Genomic DNA, 24,196 nt, shown 5'->3' with positions numbered 1-24,196 from the left:
CGTGTTATAATTATTTTCAGTATATTTGTTTAGCCAATCTATTAATAATGAACACAAAACTAACACTTACCATAGAACAATCTGTTATTGAAAAAGCAAAAAAATATGCTCGCAAAAAAGAAAGAAGCCTTTCTGATTTGATTGAAAATTATTTAAAAGCTTTAACAAAAGAAGAGCCTTCGGAGCCGAAGGAAACTACACCAATCGTGGACTCTTTGAAAGGTTCTTTTAAAGCTCCAAAAGATTTTGATTACAAAAAAGAATTAGGAAATCGTTTGTCCGAAAAATATTTATAATGCATCATATACTCATTGACACCGATGTTATTTTGGATTTTCTTTTTGATAGAAAACCTTTTTCTGACGATAGTGCCAAACTGCTTAGCCTTTGCGAAAAAGGAGAAATAAAAGGATTTGTAACAGCTATAATGCTTAGCAATATTTATTATCTATTAAGAAAATCTGCTAAACACGAAAAAGTGATTGAGAGTTTAAAATCTTTATTATTGATATTAGATATTTCAGTCACAGATAGACAAGCTGTTCAAAATGCTTTAGATTCTGATTTCAAGGATTTTGAAGATGCTCTGCAGAATTTTTCAGCACAGATGGAAAAAGACATCACAATCATCGTAACCAGAAATATCAAAGATTATAAAACCAGCAGTTTATCAATAATGACTCCAGAAACTTATTTAAAAACTTTAGCTTAGAATTTAGAGAACTTCCACAAAATCATACTCCACTTTCTCAGCTTTATAATTCACAGCAACACGCAGAGCTCTTAGTCCATTAATTCCTTGTAAATCTTCAACATCCAGTTCTTCAATATTAGCTTCCAGAATATTTTGATTTTGAAGGATTTTTATCAATTTCAGATATTCTTCGCGTTCTCTTTCCTGAGAATAGATAATGCTTATTTTTCCAGATTGCGTGATGCGTTCATCGGAGTTTTTAACCAAAGATTTATCGATACGTTTTTTAATCATTTCGTAGCGCGCATTATAACTTCCGTCCACATCAAAACGTTTTTCATCCATTCTGAAACGAATACTGATTGGCGTACTGTAAACCAAAATTAGAGACGCAACATCCAAAGGATAAGCCAATCGGTCTTTGTGTTTTGCATATTCGATTTCTGTTTCACAAAGCACTCGCAATTGCCATAGACGAAGGTTTTTCAGAAAAATCGGATCGTAAGTCAAATTTGGTTCAATTGAAGAACCAATGTACATATTATGTTCAACACCGTCCGTCTTGAAACGCTCGTAATAAAACGGAAATCTATGTTGTTGCTCTTCCTGTCTTTTGTCCAGAATATCAGCCAAACTTTTATTGATGGAAGACAAACTATCATCAAATTTCTTACGGAAGTTGTAAACCAATCCGGTTTTAGAATCCAGTTGTTTGTGATAATCTGTAATGATTTGATTATAATTGATATTCTGAAGTTTGATTGATTCCAACAACGGATGAACCTCGAACAAAATAAAATTCTGAACCTGACTTTCCGTATCGGCTTTTAAATCGTTATTCAGAAGGTTTTGATACTGAATTAATTTCTGATTAATTTCTTCCAAATCATTATCAGAACTCAATTTTTTGAACACCTCAGAAATCATCATCAGATTGATTTCTAGATCTTTTTTAATCGCCAGATTTCTGGAAACCGAAGAATTTCTAATATCGGTTTGTCCAAAAAGTGGTGTCAGATATTCGAAAGTGATTTTTCTGTAGGGCAAATCAAATTCTTCTCTGTAAAAACCGATATGACGTTCTGCTTCTTGACGGAATTTCCAATAAACACTTGGATGTATCGAAGTGTATTCTCTTTGGATAATCGCTTGGATTCTCGTCTCAATGCCGTCATAAAGCCTGTCCATCGTATCTTCCAGATAAGGCATTACAATTTCCATTTTTTGAGCATTGATGCTGTTCAGCATTTTTTTTCTGGAAACGAGTTCGATAATTCCGAGAACTTTTTTATTCTTTATAATTGGAGCAAAAATCGCACTTTTGATTCCAGCGTCGTAGAATTGTTTTGCAAAATCACTGTCCGGAAACTCTTTGTAAATCTTTTCAAAATCAGAAATGCTGAAATATTTTCTGGATTCTACCAACGCATTGAAATTCTTTTCGCAAAGCAATTCATTTTTAGAATGGTTGAATCCTGAGAGAATAAAACTATCAATCACACTATTGACAGGCGTTTTCACAAATTTATTTTCTTCGTGGTTGATTGACGTATATCCTAATTCCAAATCAGGAACCTGAAAAATCGATCGGAAGATTTTGTTCAATTCTGGTTTTAGGTTTTCATCATCTTCAAGATTAATAAGCTTAGTTTTGAGATTAGAAACGGCAATTTCCGTTGTTGCATCAAAGAAATTAACCACAGCAAAACCTTTCAGTTCCCAACTTTTTGAGGGGAATTTTTCTTTCCACAATTCGTAATCTTCAAAATTATCCAGCAATTCTGCAATCTCCTCTTCTGTTAATCTCTTGAAATTTTCCAATGGATTAACATCGATGAAATCAATATTATTCAGAAAACGATAATGATTTACAACACCTTCTTCATTCGGAATATCGAAAATAAAAGGCATTGAAAAATTGAGCGGAACATTATAAAAATCCCTCAGAATAAGGCAACAACTCATCACATAAAAGCGATGCGGGTCAAGACCTTTGATGAACATATCAAAGTTTTCTCCTGCATTTTTAAGAATATTTTGAAAACGCTGCGTAGGATTGAAAAAGAAATTATAAAATGGGAAACTAATAGCTTTGATTTCGTTTCCTGTCAACATTGGTGGGAAAAGGTCTCTCAAAAGTTCTTTCATCAATGTTTCATTTTTCTTGAAGAAATCAAGATTCTTGATGCCATTTATAAGTTCTGGAAACTCTTTCGTCTTTTCCAAAATCTTCTGATGTGAAAGTGCATATTCTGGATCATCAGAAGCTTCTGCTTCCATTTTTTGAATCAGTTTTTCAAAGGAAAAATTCAGTATGAATGGGCTATCGTAAAAGGTTTGAAACTTCATCGGGTAAAAATCAATGCAAATGTAATAATTATGAATATATTAGTAAAGTCGAATGATGATTCCTAATACTTTAATTTAATTTCATAATTTAAAAAAATTAAATTTTAATCTATTATCAATCTGAGACATAGCTTAGAAATTATCTTTTAAATTTAAAATAATTTCAAGATTATTAGATATATCTATCGTTTCATTATTAGATTTTAAAATTGTTACATTAAACGTATCTTTGCAAAAATTTTCAGAATACATTGAAAGATATCCGCACACTTTCCCTAGATCAACTCAAAGATTACTTCAGCACAATTGGTGACAAGCCGTTTCGTGCCAAGCAGGTTTATGATTGGCTTTGGAGCAAGAATCTGCATTCTTTTGATGAGATGACAAATCTTCCTAAAAATCTTCGTGATAATCTTTCACGTGATTTTTTCATCAATCCGATTGCTGTTGATTTACTACAAAAATCTTCTGACGGAACGATAAAAAACGGCGTAAAACTTCACGACGGACTGATGGTAGAATCCGTTTTGATTCCTACTGAATCCAGAAGTACAGCCTGCGTTTCTTCACAAGTTGGATGTTCATTAAATTGTGAATTCTGTGCAACCGCCAAACTCAAACGGATGCGAAATCTGGAAGTTGCAGAAATTGTTGACCAAGTGGCGCTGATTGACCGTCAAAGTAAATTATATTTTGACAGACCGCTCACAAACATCGTGTTTATGGGAATGGGCGAACCGATGATGAATTACAAAAACGTGGTGGAAGCGATTAATAAAATCACAAAACCGGAAGGTTTGGGAATGTCGCCAAGAAGAATCACCGTTTCAACATCCGGAATTCCGAAGATGATAAAAATGCTGGCTGATGAGGAACTGAAAGTAAAATTAGCACTTTCTCTTCACTCCGCAATCGAGCACAAACGAAACGAAATAATGCCATTTTCTGAGAAATTTCCGTTGACAGATATTATGGATTCACTTCAATATTGGTATCAGAAAACGGGTTCTCCAATTACTTTTGAATATTGTGTTTGGAAAGGTATCAACGACGGAGACGAAGATATCAAAGCTTTGATTAAATATTGCAGACAAGTTCCAAGCAAAGTTAATTTGATTCAATACAATCCGATTGGTGAAGGAAAATTTGACCACAGAAGTATTGAGGCTGAACAAAAATATGTCCGTGAACTGGAAAAAGCAGGAATAACAATTGTTGTAAGAAAAAGCCGAGGTGGCGACATTGATGCGGCTTGTGGACAATTAGCGAACAAAACCTCTGAATAACAAATTGTTAAATTAATTTTTATTATTAACTTAACTTTTATTAGTTATTTTATAGCAATTTAGATTGTAAATTTGTTTATCAAAACCGACATAAGAATTTTTTTCTCTTTTTTATAACCTAACAAATTAATAAAATGGAATTCATTTTTGGTGAAAATGCACTGGAAAGTGTTTACTTCTGGGCGATTCCGCTTCATGCCACAGTCATCCTTGCAGAGATGATATACAGCCATATCATGGAGGCCAAATTATACAGCAAGAAGGACCTAGCGACGAACATTTATCTTGCGTTGATGAACTTTGGGCTGGATCTGCTGATGAAGGTTTTTGCGATGGCAGTCATGTTTTTCTTTTACCAATACCGTATCTTTGATTTTAATCTTAGCACCTGGTATTATTGGGTTTTATGTTTTCTGGCAACAGATTTGGCGTATTATTTCCATCATCTGGCGGACCATCGCTCCAGAGTTTTTTGGGCCGTTCATATAACGCATCACAATTCGGAATTTTTCAATCTGACCACAGGGTTCAGAAGTCCAGTTTTCCAACCATTGTATCGCTATATATTCTTTTCACCGTTAGCATTTTTCGGTTTCAATCCTTGGACTGTAATGGTTTGTTACGCCGTTGGTCAGGTTTACGGAACTTGGGTTCATACGCAAACCATTAAAAAAATGGGATTCTTGGAATATATTTTAGTAACACCTTCGCACCACAGAGTTCACCACGGTTGCAACATCAAATATCTGGACCGGAATATGGGAATGGTTTTCATTTTTTGGGATAAATTATTCGGAACTTTTGAGCCGGAAGATCCTAAAGTACCGGTGAAATTCGGTATCTACCCCAAAATGCCTGATGACGGACCAATGACTACTCTACTCTATGAATGGCGAAAAATCTGGCAAGATCTTAAACAGCCTAACCTAACAATCAGCGATCGATTTAATTACCTTTTTAATTCTCCCGGCTGGCGACACGATGGAACCGGAAAAACGGTAAAACAATATCAGAAGGAATATTGGGCGAAAAAAAACAAGCCAAAAAATTAATCTTAATTTCAAATTTAGGACTTACTTTTTATTTTGAATTTTTACTAAAATGAGAAAACTTTTCATCCTTCATTTTTTGCTGATGTCATTTTTGGGATTCGCACAGAAAATTGAAAAACTCAATTTAAAAAAATATAAAATCGCTGTTCTCAGTGATTCTTTAAAAGAATCTTCTGGTCTGACAAATCTCGACGGAAGACTTTTCTCCTTTAACGACAGCGGAAACACCAGCGAAATTTTTGAAATAAAAGCGGGAAGTTCTTATATCAAAAAAACTTTCCAAACTGGACACAAAAATATTGATTGGGAAGCGATTACCAATGACGGCAAGAATTTTTATGTTGGAGAATTCGGGAATAATTTGGGAACGAGGAAAGATTTGAAAGTTTATCAGATTCCTTTCAGAAATGATTCTATAATCGCAGATTCTATCAAAACCATTCCGTTCTTTTATCCTGAACAAAACGATTTTACACCAAAAAATATCAGTAATAATTTCGATGCAGAAGCAATGATTTTCTTGGATGGAAGTATTCATATTTTCACGAAAGAATGGATTACGAATAATGTTTCGCATTACGTCATTGACAAAAATCTAAAGGAAAATCAGCAAGCAAAAAAGCTAGAAACTTTTGAAACTGGGTTTGTGGTGACAGATGCTTCCTTTTTTGGTAATAGACTTTATGTTGTTGGCTACACCAAAAATGCTTCGGTTTATATGATGATTTTTGAGAAAGATGAAACCGAAAACCTGTTTTTCAACAAGCCTTTGAAGAAGTTTTCTTTGGGAAGAGCTTTTACCATTGGTCAAATCGAAGGCATTACGGCGACGGAAAAAGGCGTTTATATTTCTGGAGAACGTTTTAATATCAAAATCAAAAAAGTACCTCAAAGTCTCTATTTTATTTCGTATAAAGATTTAGAATAATTATATTTGCTGAATAGTTTTTGGGTGAACTGACAGACAAATCCTCAACATAGCCCCGATTGCAGTGTAAATCCTTTTTTGGAAAAAAAGATTGCAACGGAAAGCGGGTTGGGATGGTGAATAGAAATCCAATCGTCTTGCTCCAAAAATATAATTTTAAACGCAAACAGTGGCAAATACAGTAGAACTAATCAAAGCTCCGATTTCTGACGAAATGAAACTTTTTGAACAAAAGTTTTATGAATCGATGAAAAGTAATGTGGCGCTTTTGGACAAAGTCACGCGTTTTATTGTGACCACAAAGGGCAAACAAATGCGTCCGATGTTTGTGTTTCTGTGCGCAAAACTGGTGGGAAATGTGAACGAAAAAACTTTCCGCGGTGCCAGTATGATTGAGCTAATTCACACAGCGACTTTGGTGCACGATGATGTTGTGGATGAGAGTTTTAAGCGCAGGAATTTCTTTTCCATCAATGCACTTTGGAAGAATAAAATTGCGGTTTTGGTGGGCGATTATTTGCTTTCGAAATCGGTTTTGCTTTCTACAGACAATAAGGATTTTGATTTACTTTCTGTGATTGCGAGAACCATTCGGGAGATGTCTGAAGGCGAATTGCTGCAACTGGAAAAAGCCAGAAAGCTTGATATTACGGAGGATGTTTATTACGAAATTATCCGTCAGAAGACAGCAACTTTGATCGCTGCTTGCTGTGAGGTTGGCGTTTTATCTAATAATGTGGACGAAGCAACTGCGAAGAAAATGCAGGAATTTGGGACTTATACAGGAATGGCTTTTCAAATCAAGGATGACCTTTTTGATTATCAAACCAGTAACATCATTGGAAAACCTTTGGGAATCGACATCAAGGAACAAAAGATGACTTTGCCTTTGATCTATACTTTGAAGAATGCAAGTCCCGAGAATTACAAAAAATATTTCGCAACGATAAAGCGTTATAATAACGATTCTAAAAAAGTGCGTGAATTGGTAGAATTTGTGAAATCTTCCGGCGGAATGGATTATGCTATCAAAACAATGAAAGATTATCAGCAAAAAGCACTTGACATTCTGGCTGAATTTCCTAATAACGAAGCTAAAGAATCACTGAAACTGATGCTGGATTACGTGATTAGCAGAAAACTTTAATATTTATATTAAAATAAAAATCAACCCTTTCAGAAATCGAAGATTCGACGTAAGTCAATTTAGAACTTTGAAAGGGTTTTTAGTATAATTTAATTCCTCCGAAAATTTTAATTCCGTAATTTTGAATTATGAACAATTCGCCACTTGCCGAAATCCTGCGCCCGAAAACTCTCGATGATGTTTTAGGCCAAGAACATTTAACTGGGAAAAATGGAACGATACGCAAAATGCTGGAAAATGACACCATCAATTCGCTTATTTTTTGGGGTCCGCCGGGAACTGGAAAAACGACTTTGGCAGAAATTATTTCTGAAAAATCTGGAAGAAAATTTTACAAATTATCAGCAGTTTCCGCTGGAGTAAAAGATGTAAGAGATATTATTGATGAAGCTAAAAAGCAGAATCTTTTTTCTGGAAAAAGTCCGATTTTATTCATTGATGAAATTCATAGATTCAACAAGTCTCAGCAAGATTCTTTGCTTCACGCGGTTGAAAAAGGCTGGATTGTTTTGATTGGTGCAACTACAGAAAATCCAAGTTTTGAAGTGGTTTCAGCTTTGCTTTCTCGTTCACAGGTTTATATTTTAAAAGCCTTGACTTTTGAAAAGTTGGAAGAATTAGCAGACATAAGCGTTTCCAAATACAACGAAATCAACAATACCAAATTCTATCTCGAAGAAAAAGAAGCATTCATCCAATATTCGGGAGGTGATGCGAGGAAGTTGATTAATTCCATAGAATTGGTTCTGAATCAATTCAAATCAGCTAAGAAAAACAAAATATCTAACAAAGATGTACTTTCTGTTTTGCAGGAAAATATAGCTTTGTATGATAAAAATGGAGAACAACATTATGACATCATTTCAGCTTTCATAAAATCAATGCGAGGTTCTGACCCAAATGGCGCTGTTTATTGGCTTGCCAGAATGTTGGTCGGAGGCGAAGACATCAAATTCATTGCCCGAAGAATGATGATTCTTGCTGCAGAAGATATTGGTTTAGCCAATCCGAATGCTTTGGTAATAGCGAACAATTGTTTCCAGGCCATTAATGTTATCGGAAATCCGGAAGCCCGAATTATCCTAAGCGAAACCGCTGTTTATCTTGCAGTATCCCCAAAAAGTAATTCGACTTATAACGCCATTAATGAAGCTATGGCTTTTGTAAAAAAAACCGGAAATCTTCCTGTTCCACTCCATCTCAGAAATGCACCAACCAAATTGATGAAGAATCTGGATTATGGCAAAGATTATCAATATGCGCATTCTTACGAAGGTAACTTTGTAGATTTGGAATTTTTGCCAGATGACATCAAAGGCACCACATTTTATCATCCAGCTAATAACTCTACAGAGAAAAAAATCAAGGAACAGCTCAAAGACAAATGGGGAGACAAATATTACTAAACATCGTGGTTTACGTTAAATAATCCTAAATATTTTTTTTAAACAGATTAATTCAAATTCCTTTTAATATATTTGCCAAAGACAACTAATTTTTATGGAGTACCAAAGCTGGAAAGACTTATTAAACCCTGAATTTTACATCCATTTAGGTGGATTTTGGCTTATTTTATTCATCATTTTTGCAGAAACCGGACTTTTTATTGGTTTTTTCTTGCCAGGTGATAGTTTACTTTTCATATCCGGAATTTATGCCGTAAAAATCATTGATGCCACTTTTGGGACAACAGGTTCAGATTTCCTGGATACTACGATTTTAGCAACAGCTGTCGCAATTGCGGCAATCATCGGAAACGAAATTGGATATTGGTTTGGTTACAAAAGCGGACCATTGTTGTATGAGAGAAAAGACAGCTTGCTTTTCAAGAAAAAATACCTTTTCAAAGCACACGATTTCTTTGAAGAGCACGGAACAGTTGCCGTCATTTTATCCAGATTTCTCCCGATTGTGAGAACCTTCTCTCCCATCGTTGCAGGAATTGTGAAAATGGAGAAAAAGAAATTTTTCTTATACAATGTTTTTGGAGCAATACTGTGGTCATTTACTATGATTTTTGCAGGTCATTATCTTGATAAACTTTTTATGGATCAGTTTGGAATTGATCTTAAAAAGAAGCTTGAATTGATTGTTTTGGTTATCGTTTTAGTCACTACGCTTCCTATTATTATCAAATTCTTTTTCACTAAAGACAAAGAAAGACCAACCCAGGAATAATTTTTGATAAAAAATCTTGAACAACACATAAAACCGGATCTAGTTTCCGGTTTTTTTATTTAAATCTAAGTATTAAGATGAAAGTATTTCTCAACAAAAAAATTCCGCAAGTTGGAATGGATATTTTAAAAGAAAATAATCTGGAGATTATAACATCAGAAATAGAAAATTCATCGCACAGAGAATGACTGGAAATTTGTAAAAAAGCAGATCTTCTTTTGAATGTGGGAAAGAATAAATACGACAAAGAATTTTTTGACGCTTGCCCCAATATAAAGGCCATCGCATTATTCTCAGTAGGTTTTGACCAAGTCGATATTAGCGAAGCTACAAAACGAAAAATTCCAATTGGAAATACACCAGATGTTCTAAGCAAAGCTACTTCAGACGTAGCATTTTTATTAATGCAGATGGTATCCAGAAAAGTGAATTACAACATCGAAAAAATAAAATCCGGAAAGTGGAAAGATTTTGATGCTTTGGAAGAATTGGGGCAGGAGCTTTATGGTAAAACTTTAGGAATCTTTGGTTTAGGAAGAATCGGTTTTGAAATGGCTGAGAAATGCAAAGCTGCCTTCGGAATGAAAATTATCTATCACAACAGACCCCATAATGAACAAGCTGAGAAAGAACTCGGAGCAAAATATGTCACTTTTGATGAATTAATTGAAGAATCAGATATTATCAGCATCCACGCCAATTATACGCCGGAACAAGCTGATTTATTTAACAAATCGGTTTTTGAAAAAATGAAGCCAAATTTGATTTTCATCAATACAGCTAGAGGTGGTTTTCATAACGAAAAAGATTTGCTCCAAGCTTTGAAATCAGGAATAATTTGGGGCGCAGGTTTAGATGTAACAAATCCAGAACCGATAGACAAAGACAATCCTCTAATTGAACTTTCAAATGTTTGTGTGCTTCCGCACATTGGTTCCGCAACGATTGAAGCCAGAAACGGAATGGCAAAATTAGCAGCAGAGAATATAGTTGCTTTTGCTAAAAATGAAAAAATGCCGACTTGTGGCAATCCCGAAGTTTATGATAATTAATTCTTAAAATTTCCAGCTTGGAATCATATTTGTCTTGCTTGTTATAACTAAAATCAAAATATTATGATACCAGAAGATAACACCAACGAGCAAGAGAGAAAGTTACAAGAAATGGATTATAATCCAGGCGAAGATATTTTTAACCGTGAAGAGCATATTCCGATAGACGGAGATGGTAATCCAATCATAAATCCTGGTCTGGTGAATGATGAGATGCCTTTTGGACTAGATGTTCCCGGTGCTGTGGATGATGACAATTTTGAACAGATTAACAGTCAGCTGCCGGATGAAGAAAATAATTATTACAGCACAAGTGATAATGAAGATGATCATGAAGAAGTAAATGAAGATCTGATCTGAATCAAATGATAGATATTGGCTACCTACAAAAAAGGTAGCCTTTTATTTTGCTCATAAATTATGTATTGGAACATCTCCTTAATTGAAATGCAAGTCGTAAATTTGTAAAAATTAAAAAATTCAATTTATGTCTAAAGCCATTTCTAAGGTTCCTGCCGTTATTAACGAACCTGTAAAATCTTACATACCAGGTTCTGAAGAGGTAAAAAGCCTGATTGCCACCTATAAAAAAATGTGGAGTGAAAAAACCGAAATCCCAATGATAATCGGTGGAAAAGAAGTAAAAACAGACAAAAAAGTAAAACTTAGCTCACCTCAGGATCACCAGCACGACTTTGGTTTTTACTATGAAGGTAATATGTCTCACGTGGACAATGCTATTGAAGCAGCGCTTGCTGCAAAAACTAAGTGGAACGCTTTGGGATGGGAACACAGAGCTTCTATTTTTCTTAAAGCTGCCGAATTATTAGCAGGACCATACAGAGATGTAATAAACGCTGCTACTATGATTGGGCAATCTAAAAATGTTCATCAGACAGAAATAGATGCGGCTTGCGAGTTCATAGACTTTTTGCGTTTCAACGTAGAGTTTATGACTGAAATGTACGCAGAACAACCCGTTTCTGACAAAGGAATATGGAACCGTGTAGAATACAGACCGCTGGAAGGTTTCTGTTTTGCAGTTACGCCTTTCAACTTTACTGCTATCTCTGGAAACTTGCCAGCTTGTATGGCTTTGATGGGAAATGTGGTGGTTTGGAAACCGTCTGATAAGCAAGTTTATTCAGCTAAAGTGATTATGGATGTTTTCAAAGAAGCTGGACTTCCGGATGGGGTTATCAATATGATTTTCACAGACGGGAAAGAAACGGCTGAGAAAGTTTTGGCGCATCCAGATTTTGCAGGACTACATTTCACAGGTTCTACAAAGGTTTTCCAAGGAATGTGGAAAATGATTGGAGATAATATCCATAACTATAAATCTTACCCAAGAATCGTTGGAGAAACTGGCGGAAAAGACTTCGTAATGGTTCATCCGTCTGCTAATGTTGAAGCAGTGGCAACAGGTTTGGTAAGAGGAGCTTTCGAATATCAAGGTCAAAAATGCTCTGCTGCTTCCAGAGCTTATATCCCAAAATCACTTTGGAATGACGTAAAAGCGGTGATGGAAGCTCAGATGAAAACTATAAAAGTTGGTTCTCCTGAAGATCCTTCCAACTTCGTGAATGCCGTAATCGACAAAAACTCTTTCGAGAAATGCAAAGGTTATATAGACAGAGCAAATGCTGCAAATGATGCCAATGTAATTATCGGTGGAAAATATGATGATTCCAAGGGTTGGTTTGTGCATCCAACTGTTATAGAAACCATCAATCCTTATTACGAAAGTATTGTAGAGGAGATTTTCGGACCAATCCTTACAGTTTATATTTATGAAGACGAAAACTGGGAAGATACTTTGAAATTAGTTGATACTTCGACACAATATTCTTTGACTGGTTCCATTTTCGCACAGGACAGATATGCAATAGAAGAGGCTTATAAAGCGTTGGAAAATGCTTCAGGAAATTTCTATATTAATGATAAGCCGACTGGCGCAGTCGTAGGACAGCAACCTTTTGGTGGTTCAAGAGCTTCCGGAACCAATGACAAAGCAGGTTCTAAAATGAATCTATTGCGTTGGGTTTCTGTAAGAAGTATCAAGGAAACTTTTGTCTCTCCAAAAGATTACAAATATCCATATTTAGATTAAAAGTCAGAGGTCGGACGATCGAAGTCAGAAGATTGCAATTCGGAAACGGATAAAGGCATTAAAACATAATAATGAAAACTTCGGACATCGGTCTTCTGACTTCCTACAAAAATAAAAAAATGAAAAAAGCACTTATTATAGTTGATGTTCAAAATGATTTCTGTGAAGGTGGCGCATTAGCCGTTCCAGAAGCTAACAGCATCATTCCTTATATCAATCTTCTGATGGAAGAAAACGAATATGACCAAATCGTCTTAACCCAAGACTGGCATCCTTCCAATCATAAAAGTTTTGCATCAAACAACGGAAAAAAAGTTGGCGAAACAATTTCTCTAAATGGCGTTCCTCAGTTTATGTGGCCAGATCATTGTGTTCAGGGAACTTTTGGGGCAGAGTTTCATAAAGATTTGAATCGAGATAAAGTCACACACATTATCCAAAAAGGAAAAAATGTTGAAATTGACAGCTACAGCGGATTTCAAGATAACAATCACTTTATGAAAACTGGTCTTGAAGATTTCCTAAAATACCACGATATTCAGTTGGTTGAGATTGTTGGGTTGGCTTTGGATTATTGTGTGAAATTCACTGCGATTGACGCTTTCAATGCAGGTTTTATAACTTGTTTACATTTCAACGGAACAAAAGCTGTGAATGTAAAACCAGACAGCGCAAGAAATACGATTTATGATTTAGCTGAAAAAGGAATTACTATTTTAGCGTAATTCAAACTTTTTAAAGTCTTCGACTCCGCTCAGACTGACATTGTTAATTAAACTTTGTCACACTGAGCGGAGTCGAAGTGTTTTTATAATATGCTTTTACTGATTCCTAAACTTCCTTTTCATCTTAATTTTATGTCTGGAATAATGCGTTTGTTCGGTATTTTTATCAGTCGAAATCACACTGATATTTCCATCTACTTCCAGAATCGCTAATTTCACTTCAGACACTTTTTCGATGCCGTGTTCGTGAACAGCTTCTTCCAGTTCATCTTCGGAAATGGAGACTTTCTTTAAAATCTCAGGATACACTACCCCATCTTTGACCAAAATATAAGGGTGATCTTCTATCACTTCTTTGATTTTCTGATTCTTGAAAATAAATTTCTTCACGACAAAATTTGCAACAAATAAAACCAAAGCGGCGACAATTCCACCTTGTAAACTACTGTTGGAACCAACCATCGCGTTCTGAACGGCATTACTTATCAGAAGCAAAAGAATGACATCGCCCGCATTAAGCTGTGATAATTGATTTTTTCCAAAAACACGCACAGCAATCACCATAAAAAAGTAAACCGCCAGCGAACGAATAACGATGTCAAGAATTGGATTCAATGTTTGAAAAAATTTATTCAAATAAAGATAGATAGTTTTCTAGATATTATTAAGTTAAAATTTGCCTATTTTTTATATTGCAAAAGCTTTGTGAGGACAATTGTTCTTTCTCCATTTATCGATTTAGACAAATTCTTTAACATAGAAATTGGAAAATCTTTTATTGATTTTTTTGAACAATTAGAAAAAGGAATAGATTGGTTTATATAGTTTATAAAAAAATCCGCCTCACAGCGGATTTTCTAATTTATATTTTCTTCTCTTTAATTCTTTCTGTATCAATCCTAATTCTCTACCTGTTTGTCCTGCAACAGAAGTATTTTCCTGCGCTCTTCTGGTAAGATATGGAACAACATCTTTTACAGGTCCGTATGGAAGGTATTTTGCCACGTTATAATGTTGATTCGCTAAATAATAAGTAATGTTATCACTCATCCCGTAAAGCTGTCCAAAATAAATGTGTGGATTGTTGTGTTCCAGACCTTTGGCTTTCATTTTATCCATTATCAATTCGGACGAAATCTCATTATGTGTTCCGAAAAATGCAGAAACCTTGTCCAAGTGTACCATAACAAAATCGATTCCGGCATTGTAATTATCATCAGTAGCTTGTTTATTAGGCTGGATTGGGTCTGGATAATTTTGCTCTTCGGCTCTCTTTCTTTCCTTCTCCATATAAGCACCGCGAACAATCTTATAACCAATGAAATAACCTTTTTCTCTAGCTCTTTCCAGATGAGCATTCATATATTCCAAACGGCCGGTTCTGTACATTTGGATGGTGTTCCAAACAATGGCTTTTTCCGTGTTGTATTTCTCCATCATTTCTTCACAAAGCTGGTCGGCCGCATCCTGCATCCAAGTTTCCTCGGCATCTACCATTACTTTTTTATCACTTTCATAACAAAGTCTGCACACTTCATCAAAACGAGTGACTATTCTATTCCATTCTTCTTTCTGACTGGTTGTGAGTTCTTTACCTTTTCCAACTTCTTCATAAATATCAATTCTTCCAAAAGCCGTTGGTTTGAAAACAATGAACGGAATCGCAGGATTTCCCACAGAAAATCTCACAATATCTTTAATTTCCTTGCAAACCGCATCAAAAACCTCTTCTTCTTCTTTCCCTTCAATCGAGTAATCGAAGATACTTCCAACGCCACGTTTGAACATCTGCTTCACAACCTTCATACTTTCTTCACGGGTTTCGCCACCGCAAAACTGTTCGAACAAAGTCTGCTTCACAATTCCATCCACAAACGGAAAATTGTTCCTAACGGTAAAATTGAGAAGAGAAACGCCAATATTGGTAAATGCTGGCTTTTCAATCGCCTTGAACATCCAATAGGCTTTTTTGAGCTGAGCATCCGTTTTATCGGCAAATGCGAGCTTTGTATCGTTGAAAATACTCATATCCAAAATTTGGTCTCAAATGTAAATATTATTTCGATTTTTGTATTACTTTTGAAGCTAAATTTTATCAGAATTATAAAATTAATTCAGCAAAAAATTGATTCTTTACCTATAACTTCAAATCATTAGAAATAACGATAATTTTTACAAATAGTTTTTATTAATTATTAAACAAACCCTTTCAGAGTTTGAAACTCTGAAAGGGTTAAATTTATATCTCAAGGCTTCGACTCCGCTCAGCCTGACATTTATAATAAAAATTTCAGTACTAGCGCTGTCATCCTGAGCGAAGTCGAAGGATTCCACAATTCAACTTTTTTGAACCTAAAACACAAAGAATAAAAAAACTTTGTGCTCTTTGTGTTAAAATCTTTGTGACTTTGTGGTTAATTATCAATGCAAGAAATGTCTCATCCCTGTAAATAACATCGGGATTTGATGCTCATTCGCCGCTTCTATAGAATCATTATCTTTCATACTTCCACCCGGCTGAATAATCGCTTTGATACCTTCCTGAGCGCAGAAATCCACTACATCTCTGAACGGGAAAAACGCATCCGAAGCCAAAACCAATTTACCATCGAATTTCGATTTTGCTCTTTCAATTGCTTGCTGCGTTGCCCAGATTCTGTTCACTTGTCCACCACCAATTCCGATGGCCTGAACCCCATTTGAAACCACGATTGCATTGGATTTTACATATTTAACAACTCTTTGAGAGAACAGCAAAGCTTTTCTCTGTTCTTCTGTCGGAGCTGTTGCTGTCATTAATTTGATATCTTCTGAGAATTGGTCATCTGCATTCTGAACCAGCATTCCTCCATCGATTTTTACCCAAACCTGCTTGTCGCTAACTGCATTTTTGATTTTGATGATTCTAAGGTTTTTCTTTTTTCTAAGAATTTCCAAAGCATCTTCATCAAAATCTGTTGCCATAACAATTTCAAGGAAAGTTTTGTTCAATTCCTCAGCTGTTGCAGCATCTACTTTATAATTCATTCCGATGATTCCACCGAAGATAGAAACCGGGTCACATTCGAAAGTTTTGGTATAAGTTTCCAAAGCTGTAGTTCCAACGGCAACACCGCAAGGCGTAGAGTGTTTTACGGCGCAACAAGCCAATTCTTCTTTGAACTCGTTAACCACTTTCCAGCACAAATCCATATCATGAAGATTATTGAAAGACAATTCTTTACCTCCCAAAATCTCAAAATCTTTCATTGCTCCGTTTTCAAAAGTCGATGTGTAATAAGCTGCAGACTGATGAGGATTTTCGCCATATCTAAGGTCAGAAACCTTTTTATAAGAAGCGTTCAAGTAAGTTGGATATTCTTCATCCAAAAGCATACTGGAAATCGCCGCATCATAAGCAGAAGTCAGGTTGAATACTTTTCCAGCAAGTTTTTTTCTGGTTTCAATGTAAGTATTACCGTTTTGCTCCATTTCGATTTTAACGATTTGATAATCATTAACATCTGTCAAAACTGTCACAGAATTGAAATTCTTAGCTGCAGAACGCAACATAGAAGGCCCACCAATATCGATGAATTCTACTTTTTCGTCAAGAGAAATATCCTTGTTCACGTTTTCAAAAAATGGATAAAGATTCACAATCACCATATCAATCAATCCGATTTCATAATCCTGAACAGTTTTCATATGTTCTTCGTTGGAACGAACTGCCAACAATCCGCCGTGAACTTTTGGGTGAAGCGTTTTCACTCTTCCGTCCAGCATCTCTGGAAAATCGGTTACTTCATCAATTTGGATTGGATTAAGACCAGCATCTTTCAGATGTTTGAAAGTGCCGCCTGTGGAAATCAATTCGTAATTGTTAGCTTCCAAAAATTTGGCAAAATCTACCAAACCGCTTTTATCAGATACGCTGATAAGTGCTCTCTTTTTGTTCATAAATGTTAACTTTTTCAAATGAATTCACGAATCTTCGATTTGTTCATTTTTTCTTTCAAATTTTACTTTTTACAGTTTTATTCAAACTGTGATTTACCGGTTCTTTCACCTCCGGATTTCTATTATTAGATTGCTCCAACGGAGCTATTAGATTTCATTTTTAAGATTAAAGTTAATTTGAATTAAAAGTCATAAATCATTATATTAAAGTAATTTACGAATTAAAATACCATTTTCACTTTAATTAAATCAATTTTATTTATTAAGAACCAAATCAATGGCTTTTGGGAAAATATCATATTCAATCTGATGAACTTTTTGAGCTAATGTTTCAGCTGTATCATTTTCTTCAACATCAAATTTCCCTTGGAGAATAATCTCGCCTTCATCGATTCCCGAAGTCACAAAATGAACGGTTGCTCCACTTTCTTTTTCTCCGGCTTCAATCACTGCATTGTGAACGTGATGTCCCCACATTCCTTTTCCTCCAAATTTTGGCAACAACGCCGGATGAATATTAATCATCTTACCTTCCCATTTTTTGCAGAACTCAGGTTTCAAAATAGATAGAAAACCAGCCAAGACAATCAAATCTGTATCTTCCGGAATTGCATTTTCTAAGTTCTCAGAAAAGTCTTTTCCACGTTTGATTAATAAATTCGGGATGTTATATTTTTTTGCTCTTTCCAATCCGAAACATTCTCTGTCTGCAATCACCAGATTCACTTTTGCATTTCGGATTTCGCCGTTGCTGATACAGTCAATGATTCTTTGAAGATTGGTTCCTGAACCTGAAATTAGTATGACTAAGTTTTTCATTTTAATGCTATGCTTTTTAAACGCAAAGTCCGCAAAGCTTTTCTTTAATACTCAATGTTTTTAAGTTCGCAATTCGCCTTTGGCATAATCATCGATTCCTTTAAAAACAATAAACATATTGAGATAAAGGCGTTTTACTTAGCAAAGAGTTTTTTAACCATAATGTTTACTTAGCCCCGATAGTAGCGACATCCTTTTTTGTTTTTTTAGATTCCTCACTTCGTTCGGAATGACAAAACGTCTAAAAAACAAAAAAGATATAGCGGATAGCGGGATTAAGCTCCTAAAAATTTAAAGTAATTTTCTCGCTTCCTTCTGTTATTTCGCCTACAACATAAGCATCTTCCAAAAGGTCAAGGATTTTGTCAACGTGATTCTCATCGGTTACCAAAACCATCCCCACACCCATATTGAAAGTCCCGTGCATCTCTTTTCTATCGATGTTTCCTCGTTTTTCCAGTTCTAACATCACGGTTGGAACTTTGATTTTAGATTCATCTATAGCAGCGCAAAGTCCATCGGGAATGATTCTCGGAACATTCTCGTACAATCCGCCTCCTGTGATGTGCGCAATCCCGCAAACAGGAACTTCTTCCAAAACTTTATGAATGTCTTTATAATACAATCTTGTTGGCACAAGCAAAGTCTCGTATAATGGTTTCCCTTCGAATTCTTCTTCGAAATTTGGGAAAATCTTTCTTACCAAAGAAAATCCGTTGGAATGAAATCCGGAACTTGGGATTGCAATGATTTTGTTTCCTTTTCTGATTTTGGAACCGTCGATGATTTGGTCTTTCTCTACAATTCCTACGCAGAATCCGGCAACATCGTAATCGCCCGGCTGATACATCCCTGGCATCTCGGCAGTTTCACCACCAATCAAAGCGCAATTGTTATCCTTGCAAGCATTTACCATTCCAAGAACGATTTCTGCAGCGATGTCTGAATCCAATTTTCCACAAGCTAAATAATCTAAGAAAAACAGTGGTTTTGCTCCGTGACAAAGGATGTCGTTAGCACACATTGCAAAACAGTCGATACCGATAGAATCGTACTTTTTAGAATCCAACGCTACTTTCAGTTTGGTTCCTACACCGTCTGTTCCAGAGACCAACACCGGATTCTTATATCCAGCAATCTCATAGAACGCACCGAAGCTTCCCAGATTGTTCAGAACATTTTTGTTATGGGTTTCTGCAACGGCAGATTTGATTTTATCCACGGTTTTGTAACCTTCTTCTTTGTCAACGCCGGCTGACTTGTAGGTATTGCTCATTTTTAGATTTTCAGAATTGCGATTCTTTCGATTCTTTCAGGCTTTTGAAAACCTGAAAGAATCTTGGAATTCATTAGATTTATTTCAAACTTTACTTTCAGTTTTATTCCAATAAAAAAGCCGACAATCTTATTAAGATAGTCGGCCGTTATTTTAGCTCACAAGTTCGGAGGCAATTGTATCATTCTTTTTGCAAGAATTAATAGATTGCTTGAAATGAAGTTGTGGGATTTCCATCGGATTAAATTTCATTTTTCTTTGTAGCAAAGTTAAGCATTCTTAACACAACATTCCAAAATGTTATTCAAAAAAGTTTTTAACAGCAGACAATTTCTTCTGAAACTCAGTATTCTTTTCTTCATCCACAATTCCTTTTTCGATATCAAAAGTTTCTTTGAATTTAGGCAATACGAAGCTCTGCAAAACATTTGCTCCACTAAAAGGTGCTCTAGTCTCGAAATGAGCAACAACATTTTTTCCGCCTCCAGGCCCTGGCGCAGTTGCTAATACAAATACTGGTTTTTCGCCGAAATGTTTTCTGTCTTTGATTCTAGAAATCCAATCAAATATATTTTTGAAAGCTGTGGTATAAGTACTGTTATATTCTGCAAAAGAAATAATCAATAAATCTGAAGCATCTATTTTTTCAGCAAATCTCAAAGCTAAAGTTGGGATTCCGTCGTGCTTTTCTCTATCCACACTAAAGATGGGCATTTCGTAATCGTTAAGATCAAGCAGTTCCACTTCTGCATTTTCGAATTGTTTCGCTGTATATTCTGCTAATATTTTGTTGATGGATTCTTTGGAGTTACTTGCTCCGAATGCTAGTATTTTCATTTAACTGTAAATTTTCAAGTACCAAATGTAGAGACTTTTCAACGGAAATGAATTGACATAAGATATGATTTTGTGATTTTGGAAAAAAACGAAAGAAAATAATGATCCATATTTCGATGCTAATCTAGTTTTCATAATCAAACTATACGTCCACTTCCTTGATTATTCAGACATATTTTTTTATTTTTATTAGATGATGATGATGATGCATTTAAAACCCCGCAATTATCATCTTAACAATTCATTAGGCCTTTCAGCGCATACGTACAAACTTGTTTTACAATTCATTAATTAATTTCATTTTTGTCAAGACAATATATTAATGCCCATCATTATAACTACTCATTACGAGCGGCTATAATTTTTTTGAAAAAAGATGCTCATCAGTCTCCTAAAAGAAGTTTGTGGTCTTATAATTGATTATCAACATATCATAAATTCAATTATTCGAATATAACTTAACACCTTTTTACACTATGATATTTGATAACAAATTTTTGAAAATGACCGGGGAAGACGGTTTTTTCATATTTCAGGGAGCGCAAGAAAAAAGCAGTTTCGTTAATCCTTACAATGACAATCCTTATATGCTAAGCTCACTCAAAAGACTGAAGAATCGCATCACTTGCAAAAGAAAACGATCTGCAATAGATGCTTGTCTGAACGATTATAAAGATGATATCGTAGAAAAGCCGCAATTCAACACGGTATGTGAAGAAGGCTTACAACCTGAGCGCAACAGCTTTGCAGATTATGCTAAATCTTCGTACCGGAAAGTGATGAAAGACATCGAACATCTGCAGAACCTCATTGATCAGTTAAGTGTCAATGAAGTTCGAATCTAGAAATACACTAATATCTTTTATAAATCTATCATCAGTAAATTCGTATTGGAATCTTATTGATGATTTTTTTATTTACTAACTTAAAAAAAAGCCTGAATACGTCAGATATTCAGGCTTCTCAATTATTTAATAATTTTACAATGTTTGCTCCTCGTGCTTTCCTTCTTTGATTTCTTCTACCATTTTAGCATTGAAAGCCGGTAGATCTTTAGGCGTTCGACTAGTCACCAAGCCTTTATCCACTACCACTTCACTATCTTCCCATTGCGCTCCTGCATTTTTCAGGTCGATACTGACTGATTCTACCGAAGTCATTTTTCTGCCTTCTACCGCACCTGCATTAATTAGGATTTGTGGTCCGTGGCAAATAGAGGCTACAGGCTTATGCTGCTGGAAAAAGTCTTGCACAAAAGATAAAGCTTTTTCGTTAGTCCTTAACTGATCCGGATTGATAACACCACCCGGCAATACTAGCGCATCATAATCTGATGCAGAAACCTCATCCAGAGTTTTGTCCACATCATAATCTTTACCCCAGTCTGTTTCTGCCCAAGCTTTGATGGTTCCTGATTTTGGACTTACAATATGGGCAGTCCAACCCTGCTTTTCAAGATGCTCTTTTGGAGAGCTCAATTCACTTTCTTCGAATCCGTCGGTTGCCAGTATGGCTACTTTCTTTGACATAATATTTTATTTTTTAGTGTTAATATGTATGTCAATTAGAAAAAATGATGCCGCACACTACTGTAGAAAGTTTAAAATTTGTTAAAAGTTTCCGATTGACATGATTTTATAGCTTTGTCGATTAAAAACGGTTGGCTATCTTTGAATCAATCTTATAATTCAACAGCTATGACTATAGAGGAACTTGTAGGACACTACAGCATCGAGGGAAGCAATCAGGATGAGAATGGTTCTGTTTATTATGGTGTCTTGAGCCTAAGTCTGGATGCTAACCAGCGTATAGTGGCAAATTGGACGATTGGTGATCATACCCAGTCTGGTTCAGGCTTTTTTAAAAATGATATTTTGGTGATTAACTTCCGATATGAGGATGATGAAGGCAAAGTTTACAAAGGCGTTGCCGTTTACCGCAGTCTTAATGCCCATATATTAGACGGTTTCTGGTCGGAGAAGCACGGTAATCCACTTTTCCTAGGCAGCGAATATGCGGTGCGCATACAACCGACTGAGTTTTTGAATTGACAAACTTCAGCGATTATTTTAGATCTACAAAATCAAAAAACCTGAGATTATTCTCAGGCTCTTAATTATTTTTTACGATTAGGGTTCAGCTGTTGTCCTCTGTTGCCTTGGTTTTTTTCGTATTGCTTATTAGTACCACTAGTACCTTTGTTCGCATTCTTGATATTAGCAGCGTTATCCTGTGGTTTGATTGTCTTAGCCATTATATTTTTGTTTAAGTTGTTATCAATTAATTGTTTTAAAAATTGTTCCCTCTTCTTTTTCCTGAAGGTTCTCCTGTCTTACTTGGCCAGTTTGGATTTGGTGCCGGCTGTTTAGAAGACCCTGCTTTTTTTGTTGAAGCTGGTTTTGGTGTTGGTTTAGAGTGACTCATAATAATGTTTAAATTGTTTGTTTTTAAATTCCTACTCTAATTGCTTTTCGGATTCCGCATTTAAAATTTGTCGACACTATAGACTTATCAAAACATCATCCGAAAATCAAAAAAAATACGCTTCCGGAAACAACATCGGAAGCGTAGGAACAAAAGCTTTTTTCTGGAGAATGAGAGCGGCTATCCCAGCTCTTTTTTTATGCTACTCTGGTAGTTTTCAGATACAGGCAGATGCAGAGTCCTGATCTTCATAAGGTCATCAAATACTGATATTTCTATGGTCTCAGATTTTTTGTGGTAGCAACGGATGTATTTCTTGTTCACCCGGAAGGATTTGTGAATGGTCAGAAACTTTGTTTTTAAAAGTCCTTTTTCCTCCATCCTGGAGAAAGAAAAATCGATCAGGTTTTCCGCTTTTCGATTGATGAAGTGTATCTGTTTATTATTGGATTCTGAGCCTGCCATCTTATCGGCACATAGATAGACAATATCATCTATCAAGATTCTGTTCTTTTTGGTTTTATTGAAATCCAGGTAGATATATGCAGGTGGCGCAAAGTATGATACCTCCTGCAAAAAGCGTCTGAAGCTTTTTACAAACTGCGCTTCGCTGAACGGTTTGGTAATATGATCCACACAGATCTCCGCATCCCGTTTCAGATGTTCTATATTTTCAACATACTCGCGGGTGTCGACACTTGCAAAAAACACAGGAATCCTGATTTCCTGCGCCACTTCCATTCCGGTCATACTGTCATTGCCCAGATCCAGATCGGCTATCAGAATATCGGGGTGGGCATTGTCAAACTCCTGGAAAAAATGATCGGAACTCCTGCTCTTCAGCACTAGCTCCGCATTTGGAATCTGCTCCAGATACAGTTCCAGCTTCTCCAGCTGCTTACTGTTGTCTTCTAGAATGGCGATGCGGTGGGTGTGGTGCATTAGATTTAGTTTAGTCTATCTTACATTAATCACCTGCTTCATTGTATTTAAAAAAGCCTGATAAAAAGAAGAATCCTGAGCGTAAAGTTTATAAAGTTCCAGTTCTTGCTTTCTCTGTTGAGCCATCACATCATCAAGAATTTTCTTTAAAGCTAATTCTCTGTTTTGGTCATCGGAATTCTGTGCTACTTTTGCATTAAAGTCCGGATGTGCCTTTACAGATTTACTCAAAGATATAAATTTCACCTTTTGATCTTCCGGCGTAGCCTCCCAACCCTGAAACCATTTTTCGTTAAATCCATTGATAATGCTTTCCAATTCATCCTTTTCCTCTTCGCCGTGCGCGCCACGAACATTTGGGTTTTGAGGGTCAACAACAGATTCAGCATTGTCAAGCGAAATGGAAGTATTTAATTTTATGAATCCTCGATATAT

At 35.7% G+C, this 24,196-nt stretch carries 25 protein-coding genes and 1 pseudogene; 14 read left to right on the top strand and 12 right to left on the bottom strand.

Going from position 1 to position 24,196, the window contains the following annotated elements:
* Positions 1-47: 47 nt before the first annotated feature.
* The gene (locus EGH73_RS01380) at positions 48-296 is read left to right on the top strand and encodes a DUF6364 family protein (RefSeq protein WP_089767836.1); all 249 of its coding nucleotides are present in this window, start codon (positions 48-50) and stop codon (positions 294-296) included.
* Positions 296-712, top strand: coding sequence for a PIN domain-containing protein (locus EGH73_RS01375; RefSeq protein WP_123280339.1), 417 nt, complete (start codon positions 296-298; stop codon positions 710-712). Before EGH73_RS01380 ends, EGH73_RS01375 begins: the two co-directional genes overlap by 1 nt.
* Positions 713-715: 3 nt before the next feature.
* Here EGH73_RS01375 and EGH73_RS01370 read toward each other — a convergent pair whose 3' ends face one another.
* Positions 716-2,974: a GAF domain-containing protein gene (locus EGH73_RS01370; protein ID WP_148041668.1), complete on the bottom strand. Its 2,259-nt coding sequence runs from the start codon at positions 2,972-2,974 to the stop codon at positions 716-718.
* 320 nt (positions 2,975-3,294) lie between these two features.
* Here EGH73_RS01370 and rlmN point away from each other — a divergent pair, with 320 nt between their 5' ends.
* The 10 genes from rlmN to pncA all read left to right on the top strand — a co-directional run bounded on the left by rlmN (position 3,295) and on the right by pncA (position 13,524).
* Entirely contained in the window at positions 3,295-4,329 is a 1,035-nt protein-coding gene (gene rlmN, locus EGH73_RS01365) for a 23S rRNA (adenine(2503)-C(2))-methyltransferase RlmN (protein ID WP_123280337.1), read from the top strand.
* 134 nt (positions 4,330-4,463) lie between these two features.
* Positions 4,464-5,381 (top strand): sterol desaturase family protein, encoded by a 918-nt coding sequence (locus EGH73_RS01360; protein ID WP_089767843.1) that lies wholly within the window; start codon positions 4,464-4,466, stop codon positions 5,379-5,381.
* Positions 5,382-5,430: 49 nt separating this feature from the next.
* Positions 5,431-6,309 (top strand): hypothetical protein, encoded by an 879-nt coding sequence (locus EGH73_RS01355; protein ID WP_123280336.1) that lies wholly within the window; start codon positions 5,431-5,433, stop codon positions 6,307-6,309.
* Positions 6,310-6,478: 169 nt separating this feature from the next.
* On the top strand, positions 6,479-7,456 hold the full coding sequence (locus EGH73_RS01350) for a polyprenyl synthetase family protein (RefSeq protein ID WP_123280335.1): 978 nt from the start codon (positions 6,479-6,481) through the stop codon (positions 7,454-7,456).
* Positions 7,457-7,581: 125 nt separating this feature from the next.
* Positions 7,582-8,862 carry a replication-associated recombination protein A gene (locus EGH73_RS01345; RefSeq protein WP_123280334.1) on the top strand — a complete coding sequence of 427 codons (1,281 nt, stop codon included), beginning with the start codon at positions 7,582-7,584 and terminating at the stop codon, positions 8,860-8,862.
* 94 nt (positions 8,863-8,956) lie between these two features.
* A complete protein-coding gene (locus EGH73_RS01340; protein ID WP_123280333.1) occupies positions 8,957-9,634 on the top strand; it encodes a DedA family protein in 678 nt (225 codons plus the stop codon).
* A 188-nt stretch (positions 9,635-9,822) separates the two neighbouring features.
* Entirely contained in the window at positions 9,823-10,686 is an 864-nt protein-coding gene (locus EGH73_RS01335) for a 2-hydroxyacid dehydrogenase (RefSeq protein ID WP_317124630.1), read from the top strand.
* 63 nt (positions 10,687-10,749) lie between these two features.
* A complete protein-coding gene (locus EGH73_RS01330; RefSeq protein ID WP_089767851.1) occupies positions 10,750-11,046 on the top strand; it encodes a hypothetical protein in 297 nt (98 codons plus the stop codon).
* 127 nt (positions 11,047-11,173) lie between these two features.
* Entirely contained in the window at positions 11,174-12,799 is a 1,626-nt protein-coding gene (gene pruA / locus EGH73_RS01325; RefSeq protein WP_123280332.1) for an L-glutamate gamma-semialdehyde dehydrogenase, read from the top strand.
* A 119-nt stretch (positions 12,800-12,918) separates the two neighbouring features.
* On the top strand, positions 12,919-13,524 hold the full coding sequence (gene pncA / locus EGH73_RS01320) for a bifunctional nicotinamidase/pyrazinamidase (RefSeq protein WP_123280443.1): 606 nt from the start codon (positions 12,919-12,921) through the stop codon (positions 13,522-13,524).
* Positions 13,525-13,620: 96 nt separating this feature from the next.
* On the opposite strand, the gene EGH73_RS01315 is transcribed toward pncA, so the two are convergent.
* From EGH73_RS01315 to EGH73_RS01285, 6 genes are all read right to left on the bottom strand, one after another.
* The gene (locus EGH73_RS01315; RefSeq protein WP_123280442.1) at positions 13,621-14,139 is read right to left on the bottom strand and encodes a DUF421 domain-containing protein; all 519 of its coding nucleotides are present in this window, start codon (positions 14,137-14,139) and stop codon (positions 13,621-13,623) included.
* Positions 14,140-14,367: 228 nt separating this feature from the next.
* On the bottom strand, positions 14,368-15,552 hold the full coding sequence (locus EGH73_RS01305) for a proline dehydrogenase family protein (protein ID WP_123280330.1): 1,185 nt from the start codon (positions 15,550-15,552) through the stop codon (positions 14,368-14,370).
* A gap of 393 nt (positions 15,553-15,945) precedes the next feature.
* Complete coding sequence (gene purH / locus EGH73_RS01300) at positions 15,946-17,463, bottom strand: bifunctional phosphoribosylaminoimidazolecarboxamide formyltransferase/IMP cyclohydrolase (protein ID WP_123280329.1); 1,518 nt, start codon at positions 17,461-17,463, stop codon at positions 15,946-15,948.
* Positions 17,464-17,718: 255 nt separating this feature from the next.
* Positions 17,719-18,282: a phosphoribosylglycinamide formyltransferase gene (gene purN, locus EGH73_RS01295; RefSeq protein WP_123280328.1), complete on the bottom strand. Its 564-nt coding sequence runs from the start codon at positions 18,280-18,282 to the stop codon at positions 17,719-17,721.
* Positions 18,283-18,565: 283 nt separating this feature from the next.
* A complete protein-coding gene (gene purM, locus EGH73_RS01290; protein ID WP_089767863.1) occupies positions 18,566-19,558 on the bottom strand; it encodes a phosphoribosylformylglycinamidine cyclo-ligase in 993 nt (330 codons plus the stop codon).
* A gap of 300 nt (positions 19,559-19,858) precedes the next feature.
* Entirely contained in the window at positions 19,859-20,395 is a 537-nt protein-coding gene (locus EGH73_RS01285; protein WP_089767864.1) for an NADPH-dependent FMN reductase, read from the bottom strand.
* Between the two features lie 503 nt (positions 20,396-20,898).
* Between EGH73_RS01285 and EGH73_RS01280 the strand changes: the two genes are divergently transcribed.
* The gene (locus EGH73_RS01280) at positions 20,899-21,240 is read left to right on the top strand and encodes a hypothetical protein (protein ID WP_143036745.1); all 342 of its coding nucleotides are present in this window, start codon (positions 20,899-20,901) and stop codon (positions 21,238-21,240) included.
* A gap of 135 nt (positions 21,241-21,375) precedes the next feature.
* Here the strand turns inward: EGH73_RS01280 and EGH73_RS01275 are convergent, their stop codons facing one another.
* Positions 21,376-21,924, bottom strand: a complete 549-nt coding sequence (locus tag EGH73_RS01275; RefSeq protein ID WP_123280327.1) for a type 1 glutamine amidotransferase domain-containing protein — start codon at positions 21,922-21,924, stop codon at positions 21,376-21,378.
* Between the two features lie 168 nt (positions 21,925-22,092).
* On the opposite strand from EGH73_RS01275, the gene EGH73_RS01270 reads away from it, so the two are divergent.
* Positions 22,093-22,446 (top strand): hypothetical protein, encoded by a 354-nt coding sequence (locus EGH73_RS01270; protein ID WP_089767870.1) that lies wholly within the window; start codon positions 22,093-22,095, stop codon positions 22,444-22,446.
* A 65-nt stretch (positions 22,447-22,511) separates the two neighbouring features.
* Here the strand turns inward: EGH73_RS01270 and EGH73_RS13955 are convergent, their stop codons facing one another.
* The 4 genes and pseudogenes from EGH73_RS13955 to EGH73_RS13950 form a co-directional block, all read right to left on the bottom strand.
* Positions 22,512-22,649, bottom strand: coding sequence for a hypothetical protein (locus EGH73_RS13955; protein ID WP_184808052.1), 138 nt, complete (start codon positions 22,647-22,649; stop codon positions 22,512-22,514).
* A 35-nt stretch (positions 22,650-22,684) separates the two neighbouring features.
* Complete coding sequence (locus EGH73_RS14265) at positions 22,685-22,819, bottom strand: hypothetical protein (protein ID WP_262605293.1); 135 nt, start codon at positions 22,817-22,819, stop codon at positions 22,685-22,687.
* 180 nt (positions 22,820-22,999) lie between these two features.
* Complete coding sequence (locus tag EGH73_RS01265) at positions 23,000-23,761, bottom strand: LytR/AlgR family response regulator transcription factor (RefSeq protein ID WP_123280326.1); 762 nt, start codon at positions 23,759-23,761, stop codon at positions 23,000-23,002.
* A gap of 15 nt (positions 23,762-23,776) precedes the next feature.
* Positions 23,777-24,196: pseudogene (locus EGH73_RS13950) on the bottom strand (type I restriction endonuclease subunit R); the annotation flags it as partial.

Source organism: Epilithonimonas hominis (assembly GCF_003730015.1).
Lineage (GTDB): Bacteria > Bacteroidota > Bacteroidia > Flavobacteriales > Weeksellaceae > Epilithonimonas > Epilithonimonas hominis.
The sequence above is the reverse complement of the archived record's forward strand: the minus strand, read 5'-3'. Positions and strand labels throughout refer to the sequence as shown.

Bases quoted from the DNA above. Each gene is read 5' to 3' on its own strand.
- EGH73_RS01380 (WP_089767836.1), top strand. From the start codon at position 48: ATGAACACAAAACTAACACTTACCATAGAACAATCTGTTATTGAAAAA.
- EGH73_RS01375 (WP_123280339.1), top strand. From the start codon at position 296: ATGCATCATATACTCATTGACACCGATGTTATTTTGGATTTTCTTTTT.
- EGH73_RS01370 (WP_148041668.1), bottom strand. From the start codon at position 2,974: ATGGAAGCAGAAGCTTCTGATGATCCAGAATATGCACTTTCACATCAG.
- EGH73_RS01360 (WP_089767843.1), top strand. From the start codon at position 4,464: ATGGAATTCATTTTTGGTGAAAATGCACTGGAAAGTGTTTACTTCTGG.
- EGH73_RS01355 (WP_123280336.1), top strand. From the start codon at position 5,431: ATGAGAAAACTTTTCATCCTTCATTTTTTGCTGATGTCATTTTTGGGA.
- EGH73_RS01340 (WP_123280333.1), top strand. From the start codon at position 8,957: ATGGAGTACCAAAGCTGGAAAGACTTATTAAACCCTGAATTTTACATC.
- EGH73_RS01330 (WP_089767851.1), top strand. From the start codon at position 10,750: ATGATACCAGAAGATAACACCAACGAGCAAGAGAGAAAGTTACAAGAA.
- pruA (WP_123280332.1), top strand. From the start codon at position 11,174: ATGTCTAAAGCCATTTCTAAGGTTCCTGCCGTTATTAACGAACCTGTA.
- pncA (WP_123280443.1), top strand. From the start codon at position 12,919: ATGAAAAAAGCACTTATTATAGTTGATGTTCAAAATGATTTCTGTGAA.
- EGH73_RS01305 (WP_123280330.1), bottom strand. From the start codon at position 15,552: ATGAGTATTTTCAACGATACAAAGCTCGCATTTGCCGATAAAACGGAT.
- purH (WP_123280329.1), bottom strand. From the start codon at position 17,463: ATGAACAAAAAGAGAGCACTTATCAGCGTATCTGATAAAAGCGGTTTG.
- purN (WP_123280328.1), bottom strand. From the start codon at position 18,282: ATGAAAAACTTAGTCATACTAATTTCAGGTTCAGGAACCAATCTTCAA.
- purM (WP_089767863.1), bottom strand. From the start codon at position 19,558: ATGAGCAATACCTACAAGTCAGCCGGCGTTGACAAAGAAGAAGGTTAC.
- EGH73_RS01285 (WP_089767864.1), bottom strand. From the start codon at position 20,395: ATGAAAATACTAGCATTCGGAGCAAGTAACTCCAAAGAATCCATCAAC.
- EGH73_RS01280 (WP_143036745.1), top strand. From the start codon at position 20,899: ATGACCGGGGAAGACGGTTTTTTCATATTTCAGGGAGCGCAAGAAAAA.
- EGH73_RS01275 (WP_123280327.1), bottom strand. From the start codon at position 21,924: ATGTCAAAGAAAGTAGCCATACTGGCAACCGACGGATTCGAAGAAAGT.
- EGH73_RS01270 (WP_089767870.1), top strand. From the start codon at position 22,093: ATGACTATAGAGGAACTTGTAGGACACTACAGCATCGAGGGAAGCAAT.
- EGH73_RS13955 (WP_184808052.1), bottom strand. From the start codon at position 22,649: ATGGCTAAGACAATCAAACCACAGGATAACGCTGCTAATATCAAGAAT.
- EGH73_RS14265 (WP_262605293.1), bottom strand. From the start codon at position 22,819: ATGAGTCACTCTAAACCAACACCAAAACCAGCTTCAACAAAAAAAGCA.
- EGH73_RS01265 (WP_123280326.1), bottom strand. From the start codon at position 23,761: ATGCACCACACCCACCGCATCGCCATTCTAGAAGACAACAGTAAGCAG.